The following is a 14,538-nucleotide window of genomic DNA, read 5'->3' as shown; positions in this document are numbered from 1 at the left end:
GGGGGCGGCGGGGGGGGGCCCCGCCGCGGGCCCGGGCCGCCCCGGGGGGCCCCGCGGCCGCAGGGGCGGCGTTCTCGGCCTTGAGCGCGGCCAGCACGGTGGCCGCCACGGTCGTCCCGTCGGGCCGTACCGCGTGCTGCACCTCGGCGCCCTCCGGGTTGGACGTCAGCGCCAGCGCGAAGACGCCCGCCCCCGCCGCCCGCGCCGCGTCCAGCGCCGGGCGCAGCGAGCCGAAGCCGAGGTAGGGGCTGACGGTGACCGCGTCCGAGAAGAGCGGACCGGCCGGATCCAGATAGGCGGAGGCGTACGCGGCCATGGTCGAGCCGATGTCGCCGCGCTTGGCGTCCATCAGCACCAGCGCCCCGGCGGCGCGGGCGTCGGCGACGGCCCGCTCCAGCACCGCGATGCCGCGGGAGCCGAACCGCTCGAAGAAGGCCGACTGCGGCTTGAGGACGGCCACCCGCTCGGCGAGGGCGTCCACGACGGTCCGGGTGAACCGCTCCAGACCGGCCACATCGTCCCCCAGGCCCCAGTCGGCGAGCAGGGAGGCGTGCGGGTCGATGCCGACGCAGAGCGGGCCGCGGGCGTCCATGGCGGCCCGCAGGCGGGTGCCGAAGGGGGTGGGAGTAGGGGTCGTCATGGGTCTCTCCTCGAAAAGTTCCAGCCCTTCCGGGCGCGCCCTCAGCCCCTCCGGCACGCCGGGAGGGGGACCGGGGCGGGGGTGCGGGGGGGGCGGAGCCCCACCGGCTAGGCGGCGGCTTCGGCCCCGACCGCGTCGGCCAGGGTGTCGTACGGGGATGCCGCGAGCCGGGCGGCGAGGCCGCGGTGGATCTCGCGGGTCCAGAACGGCCCGCGGTAGATGAACGCGCTGTAGCCCTGTACCAGCGTCGCCCCCGCGAGGATGCGCTCCCAGACGTCGTCCGCGGTCTCGATCCCGCCGACCCCGACCAGGGTCAGCCGGTCCCCCACCCGGGCGTACAGGCGGCGCAGCACCGCCAGGGAGCGCGCCTTCAGGGGGGCGCCGGACAGGCCGCCGGTCTCGGCGGTGAGCCGGGCGGGGGAGGTGAGGCCGAGGCCGTCGCGCGCGATGGTGGTGTTCGTGGCGATGATGCCGTCCAGGCCGAGCTCGACCGCGAGATCGGCGACCGCGTCCACGTCCTCGTCGGCGAGATCCGGCGCGATTTTGACCAGAAGTGGCACCCTGCGGCCGGTGACCGTGCGGTCCGCGGCCTCGCGGACCGCGGTCAGCAGCGGCCGCAGGTGGTCCACGGCCTGGAGATTCCGCAGTCCGGGGGTATTGGGCGAGGAGACGTTGACGACGAGGTAGTCGGCGTGGGCGGCGAGCCGCTCGGTGGACGTCACATAGTCGGCGACGGCCTCCGCCTCCGGGACGACCTTCGTCTTGCCGATGTTGACGCCGACCGTCGTGCGGAAGGCCGGGCGCCGGGCCGCGAGGCGGGCCGCGACCGCCGCCGAGCCCTCGTTGTTGAAGCCCATCCGGTTGATCAGGGCGCGGTCGGCGACCAGCCGGAAGAGCCGCCGCTTGGGGTTGCCTGGCTGCGGCTGGGCGGTGACCGTGCCGATCTCGACATGGTCGAAGCCCAGCATGGCCATGCCGTCGATCCCGGTGGCGTTCTTGTCGAATCCGGCGGCCAGCCCGAAGGGCCCGCGCATCCGCAGGCCCAGCGCCTCGGTGCGCAGCGCCGGGTGGCGGGGGGCGAGGACGGCGGCGGCGAAGGTCCGCAGGACGGGGATGCGGGCGGCCCGGCGGATCCAGGAGAAGGCCAGGTGATGGGCGCTCTCAGGGTCCATGCGCCGGAAGATCAGGTTGAAGAGGAGCGCGTACATGAGGGGCTTTCTGCGGCAGTGGGCGAGGGGCTCATGAAGAAGGGTGGGGTCATGAAGAGGGGGACACCGGCCGGTGTCCCCCTCCCTCGCCTCACTCCTCGCGGGCGGCGGTCAGATGTTCCGCGTGTTCCTGGAGCGATCGGACGCCGACCGCGCCCCGGCCCAGCGCCTCGATGCCCTGGACGGCGGCCGCGAGCGCCTGGACGGTGGTCAGGCACGGGACGCCGCGGGCGACGGACGCCGTACGGATGTCATAGCCGTCGAGCCGGCCGCCGGTGCCGTACGGGGTGTTGACGATCAGGTCGACCTCGCCCTCGTGGATGAGCTGGACGATGGTCTTCTCGCCGTTCGGGCCCTCGCCCTCGCTGTGCTTGCGCACCACGGTCGCGTTGATCCCGTTGCGCTTGAGCACCTCCGCGGTGCCCGAGGTGGCCAGCAGCTCGAAGCCGAGACCGACCAGCTCCCGGGCCGGGAAGATCATCGAGCGCTTGTCGCGGTTGGCGACGGAGACGAACGCGCGCCCCTTGGTCGGCAGCGCGCCGTACGCCCCGGCCTGCGACTTGGCGTAGGCCGCGCCGAAGACCGAGTCGATGCCCATGACCTCGCCGGTGGAGCGCATCTCCGGGCCGAGGATGGTGTCCACCCCGCGCCCGGAGGCGTCCCGGAACCGGCTCCAGGGCATCACGGCCTCCTTGACGGAGATCGGCGCGTCCATCGGCAGCGTGCCGCCGTCGCCGCTGGAGGGCAGCAGCCCCTCGGCGCGCAGCTCGGCGATGGTGGCGCCCAGCGAGATCCGGGCGGCGGCCTTGGCCAGCGGTACGGCGGTGGCCTTGGAGGTGAAGGGGACGGTACGGGAGGCGCGCGGGTTCGCCTCCAATACGTACAGAATGTCCCCGGCCATCGCGAACTGGATGTTGATCAGCCCGCGGACGCCGACCCCGCGCGCGATGGCCTCGGTCGAGGCGCGCAGCCGCTTGATGTCGAAGCCGCCGAGGGTGATCGGGGGCAGGGCGCAGGCCGAGTCGCCGGAGTGGATCCCGGCCTCCTCGATGTGCTCCATGACGCCACCGAGGTAGAGCTCCTCGCCGTCGTAGAGCGCGTCCACGTCGATTTCTATGGCGTCGTCGAGGAAGCGGTCGATGAGCACGGGGTGCTCGGAGATCAGCCCGGCGTGCCGCTCCAGGTACGCGGCGAGCGAGGGCTCGTCGTAGACGATCTCCATGCCGCGGCCGCCGAGGACGTAGGAGGGGCGGACCATGACCGGGTAGCCGATCTCGGCGGCGATGCCCTTGGCCTGCTCGAAGGAGAAGGCCGTGCCGTACTTGGGCGCGGGCAGCCCGGCCTCGGTGAGCACCCGGCCGAAGGCGCCGCGCTCCTCGGCGAGGTTGATCGCCTCGGGCGAGGTGCCGACGATCGGCACGCCGTTGTCCTTGAGCGCCTGGGCCAGGCCCAGCGGGGTCTGGCCGCCGAGCTGGACGATCACCCCGGCCACCGGGCCCGCCTGGGCTTCCGCGTGGACGATCTCCAGCACGTCCTCCAGGGTGAGCGGCTCGAAGTAGAGCCGGTCGGAGGTGTCGTAGTCGGTGGAGACGGTCTCCGGGTTGCAGTTGACCATGACGGTCTCATAGCCCGCGTCATGCAGCGCGAAGGAGGCGTGGACGCAGGAGTAGTCGAACTCGATGCCCTGGCCGATGCGGTTGGGGCCCGAGCCGAGGATGATCACCGCGGGGGCCTCGCGCGGGGCGACCTCGGACTCCTCGTCGTAGGAGGAGTAGAAGTACGGGGTCCTGGCGGCGAACTCGGCGGCGCAGGTGTCGACCGTCTTGTAGACGGGACGGATACCCAGCGCGTGCCGCACCTCGCGGACCACGTCCTCGCGCAGCGAGCGGATCCCGGCGATCTGGGCGTCGGAGAAGCCGTGCCGCTTGGCCTCGGCGAGCAGCTCGGGGCCGAGCTTGTCGGCGGCGGCGATCTCGTCCGCGACCTCCTTGATCAGGAAGAGCTGGTCCACGAACCACGGGTCGATCCTCGTGGCGTCGAAGACCTCCTCGGGGGTGGCTCCGGCGCGGATGGCCCGCATCACGGTGTTGATCCGGCCGTCGGTGGGGACGACCGCCTTGACCAGCAGCTCAGCCTTGTCGCCTGGCTCCCCGGCGAAGTCGAACTGGCTGCCCTTCTTCTCCAGCGAGCGCAGCGCCTTCTGCAGCGCCTCGGTGAAGTTGCGGCCGATGGCCATGGCCTCGCCGACCGACTTCATGGTGGTGGTGAGCCGGGCGTCGGCGGCCGGGAACTTCTCGAAGGCGAAGCGCGGCACCTTGACCACGACGTAGTCGAGCGTGGGCTCGAAGGACGCCGGGGTCTCCTGGGTGATGTCGTTGGGGATCTCGTCCAGGGTGTAGCCGACGGCCAGCTTCGCGGCGATCTTGGCGATGGGGAAGCCGGTGGCCTTGGAGGCGAGCGCCGAGGAGCGGGAGACGCGCGGGTTCATCTCGATGACGATGACCCGGCCGTCCTCGGGGTTGACCGCGAACTGGATGTTGCAGCCGCCGGTGTCGACGCCGACCTCGCGGATGACGGCGATGCCGATGTCCCGGAGGATCTGGTACTCGCGGTCGGTGAGCGTCATCGCCGGGGCGACGGTGATCGAGTCACCGGTGTGCACGCCCATGGGGTCGAAGTTCTCGATGGAGCAGACGACCACGACATTGTCGTTGCGGTCGCGCATCAGCTCCAGCTCGTACTCCTTCCAGCCGAGGATGGACTCCTCCAGGAGCACCTCGGTGGTCGGCGAGAGGGTCAGGCCCTGCCCGGCGATACGGCGCAGCTCGTCCTCGTCGTGGGCGAAGCCGGAGCCCGCGCCGCCCATGGTGAAGGAGGGGCGGACCACCACGGGGTAGCCGCCGAGCTCCTCGACGCCCGCGAGGACGTCGTCCATGGAGTGGCAGATGACCGAACGGGCGGACTCTCCGTGGCCGATCTTGGCGTGGACGGCCTCGACGACGTCCTTGAAGAGGTCGCGGTCCTCGCCCTTGTTGATCGCCTCGACATTGGCGCCGATCAGCTCGACGGCGTACTCGTCGAGGGTGCCCGCCTCATGGAGGGAGATCGCGGTGTTGAGCGCGGTCTGGCCGCCGAGGGTGGGCAGCAGCGCGTCGGGGCGCTCCTTGGCGATGATCTTCTCGACGTACTCCGGGGTGATCGGCTCGACATAGGTGGCGTCGGCGATCTCCGGGTCGGTCATGATCGTGGCCGGGTTGGAGTTGACCAGGATGACCCGCAGGCCCTCGGCCTTCAGCACCCGGCACGCCTGGGTGCCGGAGTAGTCGAACTCGGCGGCCTGGCCGATGACGATCGGGCCGGAGCCGATGACCAGAACGGACTGGATGTCGGTGCGCTTAGGCACGCTGGCCCTCCATCAGGGACACGAAGCGGTCGAAAAGGTACGCGGCGTCATGCGGACCGGCGGCGGCTTCGGGGTGGTACTGGACGCTGAACGCGGGGCGGTCGAGCAGCCGCAGCCCCTCGACCACGTTGTCGTTGAGGCAGACGTGGGAGACCTCGGCGCGGCCGAAGGGGGTGTCGGACGGCGCGTCGAGCGGGGCGTCCACGGCGAAGCCGTGGTTGTGGGCGGTGACCTCCACCTTGCCGGTGGTGCGGTCCTGCACCGGCTGGTTGATGCCGCGGTGGCCGTACTTCAGCTTGAAGGTGCCGAAGCCGAGCGCGCGGCCGAGGATCTGGTTGCCGAAGCAGATGCCGAACAGCGGCGTGGAGCGCTCCAGCACGGCCCGCATCAGGGCGACGGGGTGGTCGGCGGTGGCCGGGTCGCCGGGGCCGTTGGAGAAGAAGACCCCGTCCGGGTTCACCGCGTAGACGTCCTCGGCGGTGGCCGTCGCGGGCAGCACGTGCACCTCGATGCCGCGCTCGGCCATCCGGTGCGGGGTCATGCCCTTGATGCCCAGGTCGATCGCGGCGACGGTGAACTTCTTGGTCCCGATCGCCGGGACGACGTAAGCCTCCTCGGTGGCCACCTCGCCGCTGAGGTCGGCGCCCTTCATCTGGGGGGCTTCCCGCACCTTCGCCAGCAGCGTGGCCTCGTCGGCGAGCGCCGCGCCGGAGAAGATGCCCACGCGCATGGCGCCGCGCTCGCGCAGATGGCGGGTGAGGGCGCGGGTGTCGATCCCACTGATGCCGACGACGCCCTGGGCGCCGAGCTCCTCGTCCAGCGAGCGGCGGGAGCGCCAGTTGGAGGGCGTACGGGCCGGGTCGCGCACGACGTAGCCGGAGACCCAGATCCGCTTCGACTCCGGGTCCTCGTCGTTGACGCCGGTGTTCCCGATGTGCGGGGCGGTCATCACGACGACCTGGCGGTGGTAGGAGGGGTCGGTCAGGGTCTCCTGGTAGCCGGTCATCCCGGTGGAGAACACGGCCTCGCCGAAGGTCTCCCCCACGGCCCCGTAGGCCCGGCCGCGGAAGGCGCGGCCGTCCTCCAGGACGAGGACTGCGGGGCTCGTGGCCCCCCTGTTGGAGGTGGTCATCGTGAGCCTTCCGTGTGGTGCGAGGGGGCGGCCGCTTCGCTGGGGCCGCCGGAGAGTTCGGTGAGGGCGTCCACCCACACGGTGTGCTCGGCCGCGTGGTCGGAGCGGAAGCCGGAGTCGATCAGCCGGTCACCGTGGCTCCAGGTGATCACCAGCAGCCCGCCCTCGGCGAGGACCTTGCCCGCGATGCCCTTGTCGAGCCGGGCGCCGCGCAGCTCGGCGGTCGGGACGAAAAAGTCCCGCGCGCCCGGCCGTACGACGCTCACGCCCTGGTCGGTGAGGGTGAGCTCGGCCCGGCTGCGGGTACCGAGGCCATGGGCGACGATCCGGTCCAGCCACTGCCCGGCGGTGGTGGAGCCGTGGTAGCGGCCGCTGAGTGTAAGGGGCTTTCCGTTGAGGGTGGCGGTGGGCGACGGGTGGGCGGTGGGCGACGGGTGGGCCAGCTTGGGGTCGCCGGGTTCGGCCGGGGCCTGGGGCAGCTCGGGGAGGTCGCCCTGGAGGGTGCCGCGCCACTTCCAGCCCTCGCGCATCAGCCAGTAGACCAGCGCGATGACCAGCAGCAGCCCGACGACCCAGCCCATCCGGGCGGCCCAGTCCGTCACGTCCTGCGATTTCTGCTCGGCCGCGAGGCCCGCGAATCCCGCGAGGCCCGCCACCGGATGACTCGGAGTCGTCACGCCAGCTTCCCGTCCACAACCGTCGCCCGGCCCCGCAGGAAGGTGTATGCCACGCGGCCCGGCAGTTCGCGGCCCTCGTAGGGGGTGTTGCGGCTGCGGGAGGCGAAGCCCGCGGGGTTCACCACACCACGGTAAGCCGAGTCGAGCAGGGTGAGGTTGGCGGGCTCCCCGGCGGCGATGGGACGGCCGTGGCCGGTCAGCCGGCCGATGGCCGAGGGCCGCACCGACATCCGGTCGGCGACGCCCGTCCAGTCCAGCAGCCCGGTGTCCACCATGGTGTGCTGGACCACGGACAGCGCCGTCTCCAGGCCCACCATGCCCATGGCCGCCGCGCCCCACTCGCAGTCCTTGTCCTCGTGCGGATGCGGGGCGTGGTCGGTGGCCACGCAGTCGATGGTGCCGTCGGCGAGCGCCTCACGCAGCGCCATCACATCGGCCTCGGTGCGCAGCGGCGGGTTCACCTTGAAGACGGGGTCGTAGGAGCGTACGAGCTCGTCGGTCAGCAGCAGGTGGTGCGGGGTGACCTCGGCGGTGACGTTCCAGCCCTTGGACTTGGCCCAGCGGACGATCTCGACCGAGCCCGCGGTGGACAGATGGCAGATGTGCACCCGGGAGCCGACGTGCGCGGCGAGCAGCACATCGCGGGCGATGATCGACTCCTCGGCGACGGCCGGCCAGCCGCCCAGGCCCAGCTCGGCGGAGACGACGCCCTCGTTCATCTGGGCGCCCTCGGTGAGGCGGGGCTCCTGGGCATGCTGGGCGATGACGCCGTCGAACGCCTTCACATACTCCAGCGCGCGGCGCATGATCACCGCGTCGTCCACGCACTTGCCGTCGTCGGAGAAGACCCGCACCCCGGCGGCGGAGTCGTGCATCGCGCCCAGCTCGGCGAGCTTCTTGCCCTCCAGGCCCACGGTCACCGCCCCGACGGGCTGGACGTCGCAGTAGCCGGACTCCTTGCCCAGCCGCCACACCTGCTCGACGACGCCCGCGGTGTCGGCCACGGGGAAGGTGTTGGCCATGGCGTGGACGGCGGTGAAGCCGCCGATCGCGGCGGCCCGGGTGCCGGTGAGGACCGTCTCGGAGTCCTCCCGGCCGGGCTCGCGCAGATGGGTGTGGAGGTCGACCAGGCCCGGCAGCAGGATCTGCCCGGCGGCGTCGATCACGGTGGCGCCGTCCGCGTCGAGGCCGGTGCCGACCGCGGCGATGCGCTCGCCCTCGATCAGCACGTCACGCGGCTCACCGCCGAGCACCTTCGCCCCGCGCAGCAGCGTCTTGTGGGTGTCGCTCATGGTCACTTGCTCTCCTCGGTGCGGGCGGCGGCGACGGCGGACTCGTTCCCGCCGAGCAGCAGATACAGGACGGCCATGCGGATCGAGACGCCGTTGGCGACCTGCTCGACGGCGGTGCAGCGGTCGGAGTCCGCGACCTCCGCGGTGATCTCCATGCCGCGGTTCATGGGGCCGGGGTGCATCACGATGGCGTGCTCCGGCATCCGCGCCATGCGGTCGCCGTCCAGGCCGTAGCGGCGGGCGTACTCGCGCTCGGTGGGGAAGAACGCGGCGTTCATGCGCTCGCGCTGGACTCGGAGCATCATCACGGCGTCGGTCTTGCCGACCACCGCGTCCAGGTCGTAGGAGACCTCGCAGGGCCAGCTCTCCACGCCGAAGGGGACCAGCGTCGGCGGGGCCACCAGGGTGACCTCGGCGCCCAGGGTGGACAGCAGATGGACGTTGGAGCGGGCCACCCGGCTGTGCAGGACGTCGCCGACGATGGTGATCCGGCGCCCGGCCAGGTCCTGGCCCACGCCGGACGCCCCGGAGGCCAGCCGGCGGCGCATGGTGAAGGCGTCGAGCAGCGCCTGGGTGGGGTGCTCATGGGTGCCGTCGCCCGCGTTCACCACGGCGCCGTTGATCCAGCCGGAGGTGGCCAGCCGGTGCGGGGCGCCGGAGGCGTGGTGGCGGATCACCACGGCGTCGGCGCCCATCGCCTCCAGGGTGAGCGCGGTGTCCTTCAGGGACTCGCCCTTGGAGACCGAGGATCCCTTGGCGGAGAAGTTGATCACGTCGGCGGAGAGCCGCTTGGCGGCCGCCTCGAACGAGATGCGGGTGCGGGTGGAGTCCTCGAAGAAGAGGTTGACGACGGTACGGCCGCGCAGGGTCGGCAGTTTCTTGATCGGCCGGTCGGCGAGCCGGGCCAGTTCCTCGGCGGTGTCGAGGATCAGGACGGCGTCGTCGCGCGAGAGATCGGCGGCCGAGATGAGGTGGCGCTTCATCCGGATGCTCCGTGGGTGAAGGAGGTGTGCGGGCGTGCGGGCGGGCAGGCGCGGGGACCGGTGGCCTGGCGGCACCGGTGGTCCTTCGGGCGGGTTCCCCGGGGTCGCCGGGGTGGCACTCGCCTTCGGTGAGGGGCGCTACTTCCCGTCCGCTGGGGTGGTCCCGCGCAGCCCGAGGAGCACGCTGTCGCGGCCGTCCTCCTCGGTGAGCTGGACCTTGACCGTCTCCCGCAGCGACGTGGGGAGGTTCTTGCCGACGTAGTCGGCGCGGATCGGCAGTTCCCGGTGGCCGCGGTCGACGAGGACCGCGAGCTGGACCGCGCGCGGCCGCCCGATGTCGCCGAGGGCGTCGAGGGCGGCGCGGATGGTGCGGCCGGAGAAGAGCACATCGTCCACGAGGACCACGAGGCGGCCGTCGATGCCGTCGTCGGGGATCTCGGTGCGGGCGAGCGCGCGGGCCGGGCGCAGCCTCAGGTCGTCGCGGTACATCGTGATGTCGAGCGAGCCGACCGGGATCCGGCCGGGCTTGCCGGTGATCTCTTCGAGCCGGGCGGCCAGCCGCCGGGCGAGAAAGACACCACGGGTGGGAATGCCGAGCAGCACCACGTCATCGGCGCCTTTGGCGCGCTCGACGATCTCGTGGGCGATGCGGGTGAGAACGCGCGCGATATCCGGTGCTTCCAGCACGGAACGCGCGGCGTCCGAGGTTCGGGCGTCCATACGAAACGGACCTCCTTCTCCGCCTCACGGGACGGACCTTAAAGGACGTCGGAATTGCGCCATTCACACTAGCAGGGGTTCGGACCGTCCCCGTCAACACCCCTGGCCGGAGCCCCTCCGCTCCGTTCGGCTTGACGAATGGAAATTACGCTGCGTAACCTCACAGTGAGTGACCAGCCGCGCGGCACAGCCGCACGTCGATACAGCGTCCGGGGAGCTTTATGTCCAGCGAATACGCCAAACAGCTCGGGGCCAAGCTCCGCGCCATCCGCACCCAGCAGGGCCTCTCCCTCCACGGTGTCGAGGAGAAGTCCCAGGGCCGCTGGAAGGCCGTGGTGGTGGGATCGTACGAGCGCGGCGACCGCGCCGTGACCGTGCAGCGTCTCGCCGAGCTGGCCGACTTCTACGGCGTCCCGGTGCAGGAGCTGCTTCCGGGCACAAGCCCGGCCGGGGCCGCCGAGCCGCCGCCGAAGCTGGTACTGGACCTGGAGCGACTGGCCCATGTGCCGGTCGAGAAGGCGGGCCCGCTGCAGCGGTACGCCGCGACGATCCAGAGCCAGCGTGGTGACTACAACGGCAAGGTGCTCTCGATCCGTCAGGACGATCTGCGCACCCTCGCCGTCATCTATGACCAGTCGCCGTCCGTGCTGACCGAACAGCTGATCAGCTGGGGCGTGCTGGGTGCCGACGCCCGCCGCGCGGTCCAGCACGAAGACGTCTGAGTCCCTCTTTCCCTGTTCACCAGCAGAAACGTGCCGCCGGGGGCAGTGGAGCCCTTCTGGGTCCTCCACCGCCCCCGGCGGCTTTGTCGTGTGCTGAACGCGGCCATGCCTGGTGCCGGCTATGCCTGGTGCTCCCGGGGCTCCTGCTCGCGACGCAGACTCGGCTTCAGCTCCTTGATGCGGCCCAGCAGGCCGTTGACAAAGGCCGGCGAGTCATCGGTGGAGAACTCCTTGGCGAGCTGCACCGCCTCGTCGATCACCACCGCGTCCGGGGTCGCGTCCTCCCACACCAGCTCATACGCGCCCAGCCGCAGGATGTTCCGGTCGACGACCGGCATCCGGTCCAGCGTCCAGCCCACCGAGTAGGTGGCGATCAGCTCGTCGATCCGATCGATGTGCTGCGCATATCCCTCGACGAGCTGCATCGTGTATTCGCTGACCGGCGGCTGCCGGTCGTCGGTCCGGGCGAGCCGGATCCAGTCCGCGAGCACGGTCTGCACGGCGCTGCCGCGCTGATCGGCCTCGAAGAGGATCTGGAAGGCGCGCTTACGGGCCTTGTTGCGGGCAGCCACGGTTAGTTGTTCACCCGACCGAGGTACTCACCGGAGCGGGTGTCGACCTTGATCTTCTCACCGGTGGTGATGAAGAGCGGCACACCGATCTCGTAGCCGGTCTCCAGCTTGGCGGGCTTGGTGCCACCGGTGGAGCGGTCGCCCTGGACGCCCGGCTCGGTGTACTCGATCACCAGCTCGACGGCGGCGGGCAGCTCGACGTACAGCGGGTTGCCCTCGTACATCGCCACGACGGCCTCGAAGCCCTCGAGCAGGTAGCGGGCGTTGTCGCCGACGACCTCGGGGGTGATGTAGATCTGATCGAAGGTGTCCATGTCCATGAACACAAAGCTCTCGCCGTCCTTGTACGAGAACTGCATGCCGCGCTTGTCGACATTGGCCGTCTCGACCTTCACACCGGCGTTGAAGGTCTTGTCGACCACCTTGCCGGACAGCACGTTCTTGAGCTTGGTACGCACGAAGGCAGGGCCCTTGCCGGGCTTGACGTGCTGGAACTCGACGACGGACCAGAGCTGGCCACCGTCGAGCTTGAGCACAAGGCCGTTCTTGAGGTCGTTCGTGGATGCCACGGTTGCGGGATCTCCTGGACTACAGCTGGTGGAGACCAGAGAGCCGCCGGCGCGCCCGGTTCCGCTAGAGCGCGAGCAGCTCTTTGGTCGTGATGGTGAGTAGCTCGGGTCCGCCGTCCGCCTCGGGGCGGACGACGAGCGTGTCATCGATCCGGACACCGCCCCGGCCCGGGAGGTGGACCCCCGGCTCGACGGTGACCGGCACACAAGCGTCCAGTTTACCCATGGCGGACGGTGTGAGCCGAGGGTCCTCGTCGATTTCCAGGCCCACGCCGTGTCCGGTGCACGGTTCCAGCCCGTCTCCGAAGCCCGCGGCGGTCAGCACCTGACGGGTCACCCGGTCCACGTCACGGTACGCCCGGCCCGGCAACAGCGCCTCCCGCCCGGCCCGCTGAGCGGCGAAGACGGCATCGTACAGCTCAACCTGCCAGTCCGCGGGCGAGGGGCCGATGACGAAGGTACGGCCCACCTGGCAGCGGTAGCCGCGGTAGTCGGCGCCGAGAGAGATCGTGAGGAAATCGCCCTCCTCGACCCTCCGGTCGGTGGGCAGATGACCGGGGCGCCCCGCGTTGGGCCCCGCCCCGACCACGGTGGGAAAGGCCGGGCCGTCCGCGCCGTGGTCCACCAGCCGGCGCTCCAGCTCCAGCGCCAGATGCCGCTCGGTGCGGCCCACCAGGATCGACTCCAGCAGCTCGCCGAGCGCCTGGTCGGCGAGCTCCCCGGCGATCCGCATACAGGAGATCTCCTCGTCGTCCTTGATCAGCCGCAACTGCTCGACGGCGCGGCCCAGATCGGCGAGGCGGACGCGGGGGGCGGCGGCGCCGAGCGCCCGATGGCGGGCGACGGTCAGATCGTGCTCCTCGACGGCCAGCGACTCGGCGCCGTCCGCCGCGGCCAGATCGGCGGCGGCCACGGCCGGATCGCCGTCCGCGCCGGGCATGACCAGCAGCCGCGGCTCGTCGGAACGCGGCGGGCCCGAGGCGAGCGGGGGCGCGGCCGGGACCTCGGTGGCCACCAGCACGTCCTGGACGGGGCCGAGCAGCAGCACGGCCCCGGGCGGCACGGCGCCGCACAGATAGCGCACATTGGCGGGCCGGGACACCAGCGCCGCCGCGCTCCCGGCCGCGGTGCACTGATCGTGCAGACGGGCACGTCGGGCCGCGTACACCTCGGACATGTCCCCGAGCGTACGCAGACCTGCCGGGTACGGCTTCTCCAGAGGCTCCGGCCGGGGGTACCTCCCAGCGGTAGCTGGGGGCGAGCCGAAGGGGCGCGTCGCTGTCGAAAGGGAGACGCGCGCAGGGAGCGAGGGCTGCGATCGATTCGCGGCTCCGCCGCGTGGGGCGACCGAGCACGTCGACCGTCGACAGGGGGCACCTCCCAGCGGTAGCTGGGGGAGAGCCGAGCCACGAAAAAAAGGGGGCCGGGGGGTTACCAGCTCGGGGGGCTTGCGATGGAGCGGGTGACGACCTCGTCGAGCATGCGGGCCGTGGTCTCCACGTCGTACGTGGAGTTGTCGATGATGGGCAGGCCGGAGCCGTACCACCCCGCCATCCGGCCGTGGATCCGCGCCACCTCCTCGTCGCTGAGGCGGCGGTTCCCGCTGCGGGCCGCGTTCCGCTCCAGGACGATCTCCAGGCCCGGAAGGACCACCACCGGCAGCAGACCGGGGCCCACATGGCGCTTCCAGCCGCCGAGGCCGACGACCGGGCGGTCGGGGAAGACGGCGTCGTCGAGGATGCAGGAGATCCCGTTGGCCAGGAAGTTGCGGGCGGCGAAGCCGCAGGTGCGGCGGGCGAGACGATACTGCGCCTCGGAGTGCTCGTTCCACCCCGACTGGGGGTTGGCGAAGCCGGACCGGACCCACTCCCGCACATCGTCCAGGCTGATGTGCGCGGTCGGCACCCGGCGGCGGTCGGCCCAGTAGCGCGCGACCGTCGTCTTGCCCGCCCCGGCCGGTCCGATCAGCAGCACCGCGACCGCCGCCTGCGAGACATCGGCGAGCGACGGGTCCGACGGGGGGTGCGGCAGCGGCACCGGGCCGCCAGGCGGCAGCTGGACATGGCCGGTGGTGTTCACCGTCTCCAGCGGCGCCCCGGGGGGCGCGGGCGGGGCCGGCGGAGGGGACACCGGATGCTGCGCGGGGGGTACCGGATGCCCGGCCACGGGAGGCGCGGGCGGGGCGGAAGGATTGGGGTGAGGTCCCGGGTGATGGCTCGCACTCGCGCCCTGGGCCCAGCCCGCGCCCTGCGGCCCGGGAACCGGCCCCGGCTGATGGGGCGGTGGCAGCGGAGCTCCCACTGCATGCTGCATCCGGTGGCACTCCGTCTCGTACAGGCAGTTCTCGTCCGACAACTGTCAGGTGCTGATACGGCGGTGAGGCCGCTCCTACCGAACGGTACCTGCCCAAAGCTCCGCTGTGTGAACGGACCGCAAACCCGCCGTGTCCGCGCCGCCCCTCGTCAGCCAGGCATTTCGTCCCTCAAGGGCCGCAACCGCGAGGGCTTGGGGGGTGTTGTTGATTCAACGCGGGGGGGGCGGGGGGGGGCGGGTGGGGTGAGCGCGGATGTGTGTGGGGGTGGTGGGGTGTGGGGGCGGGGGGGGGGCGCTCGCGGGGGTG

13 protein-coding genes are annotated in these 14,538 nt (G+C 71.6%); 1 reads left to right on the top strand and 12 read right to left on the bottom strand.

Features of this window, described 5'->3' with window-relative positions; translation table 11 throughout:
• The 8 genes from pyrF to pyrR all read right to left on the bottom strand — a co-directional run.
• A partial coding sequence (gene pyrF / locus ACFXB5_RS09450; protein ID WP_385204527.1) for an orotidine-5'-phosphate decarboxylase occupies window positions 1–640 on the bottom strand: 640 nt, incomplete at its 3' end.
• A 107-nt stretch (window positions 641–747) separates the two neighbouring features.
• Complete coding sequence (locus ACFXB5_RS09445) at window positions 748–1,848, bottom strand: quinone-dependent dihydroorotate dehydrogenase (protein WP_385204524.1); 1,101 nt, start codon at window positions 1,846–1,848, stop codon at window positions 748–750.
• Window positions 1,849–1,939: 91 nt separating this feature from the next.
• Complete coding sequence (carB, locus tag ACFXB5_RS09440) at window positions 1,940–5,251, bottom strand: carbamoyl-phosphate synthase large subunit (RefSeq protein ID WP_385204521.1); 3,312 nt, start codon at window positions 5,249–5,251, stop codon at window positions 1,940–1,942.
• On the bottom strand, window positions 5,244–6,383 hold the full coding sequence (gene carA, locus ACFXB5_RS09435) for a glutamine-hydrolyzing carbamoyl-phosphate synthase small subunit (protein ID WP_385204518.1): 1,140 nt from the start codon (window positions 6,381–6,383) through the stop codon (window positions 5,244–5,246). Before carA ends, carB begins: the two co-directional genes overlap by 8 nt.
• Window positions 6,380–7,060: a hypothetical protein gene (locus ACFXB5_RS09430; RefSeq protein WP_385204515.1), complete on the bottom strand. Its 681-nt coding sequence runs from the start codon at window positions 7,058–7,060 to the stop codon at window positions 6,380–6,382. Before ACFXB5_RS09430 ends, carA begins: the two co-directional genes overlap by 4 nt.
• On the bottom strand, window positions 7,057–8,352 hold the full coding sequence (locus ACFXB5_RS09425; protein ID WP_385204513.1) for a dihydroorotase: 1,296 nt from the start codon (window positions 8,350–8,352) through the stop codon (window positions 7,057–7,059). The genes ACFXB5_RS09430 and ACFXB5_RS09425 overlap by 4 nt, the downstream gene beginning before the upstream one ends.
• A gap of 2 nt (window positions 8,353–8,354) precedes the next feature.
• Window positions 8,355–9,335 carry an aspartate carbamoyltransferase catalytic subunit gene (locus ACFXB5_RS09420; protein WP_385204510.1) on the bottom strand — a complete coding sequence of 327 codons (981 nt, stop codon included), beginning with the start codon at window positions 9,333–9,335 and terminating at the stop codon, window positions 8,355–8,357.
• A gap of 138 nt (window positions 9,336–9,473) precedes the next feature.
• Entirely contained in the window at window positions 9,474–10,055 is a 582-nt protein-coding gene (pyrR, locus tag ACFXB5_RS09415; protein WP_201854551.1) for a bifunctional pyr operon transcriptional regulator/uracil phosphoribosyltransferase PyrR, read from the bottom strand.
• Window positions 10,056–10,276: 221 nt separating this feature from the next.
• Between pyrR and bldD the strand changes: the two genes are divergently transcribed.
• Window positions 10,277–10,777 (top strand): transcriptional regulator BldD, encoded by a 501-nt coding sequence (gene bldD / locus ACFXB5_RS09410; protein ID WP_014056259.1) that lies wholly within the window; start codon window positions 10,277–10,279, stop codon window positions 10,775–10,777.
• A gap of 119 nt (window positions 10,778–10,896) precedes the next feature.
• Here the strand turns inward: bldD and nusB are convergent, their stop codons facing one another.
• The 4 genes from nusB to ACFXB5_RS09390 form a co-directional block, all read right to left on the bottom strand.
• The gene (gene nusB / locus ACFXB5_RS09405) at window positions 10,897–11,349 is read right to left on the bottom strand and encodes a transcription antitermination factor NusB (protein WP_385204507.1); all 453 of its coding nucleotides are present in this window, start codon (window positions 11,347–11,349) and stop codon (window positions 10,897–10,899) included.
• A 2-nt stretch (window positions 11,350–11,351) separates the two neighbouring features.
• Window positions 11,352–11,918 (bottom strand): elongation factor P, encoded by a 567-nt coding sequence (gene efp / locus ACFXB5_RS09400; protein WP_020867059.1) that lies wholly within the window; start codon window positions 11,916–11,918, stop codon window positions 11,352–11,354.
• A 64-nt stretch (window positions 11,919–11,982) separates the two neighbouring features.
• Window positions 11,983–13,095 (bottom strand): aminopeptidase P family protein, encoded by a 1,113-nt coding sequence (locus ACFXB5_RS09395; RefSeq protein ID WP_385204504.1) that lies wholly within the window; start codon window positions 13,093–13,095, stop codon window positions 11,983–11,985.
• A 254-nt stretch (window positions 13,096–13,349) separates the two neighbouring features.
• Complete coding sequence (locus ACFXB5_RS09390) at window positions 13,350–14,231, bottom strand: Pro-rich N-terminal domain-containing protein (RefSeq protein WP_385204501.1); 882 nt, start codon at window positions 14,229–14,231, stop codon at window positions 13,350–13,352.
• Window positions 14,232–14,538: the final 307 nt, after the last annotated feature.

It is taken from the genome of Streptomyces sp. NPDC059455 (genome assembly GCF_042750115.1).
In the GTDB taxonomy this organism is placed as follows: domain Bacteria; phylum Actinomycetota; class Actinomycetes; order Streptomycetales; family Streptomycetaceae; genus Streptomyces; species Streptomyces endocoffeicus.
The sequence above is the reverse complement of the archived record's forward strand: the minus strand, read 5'-3'. Positions and strand labels throughout refer to the sequence as shown.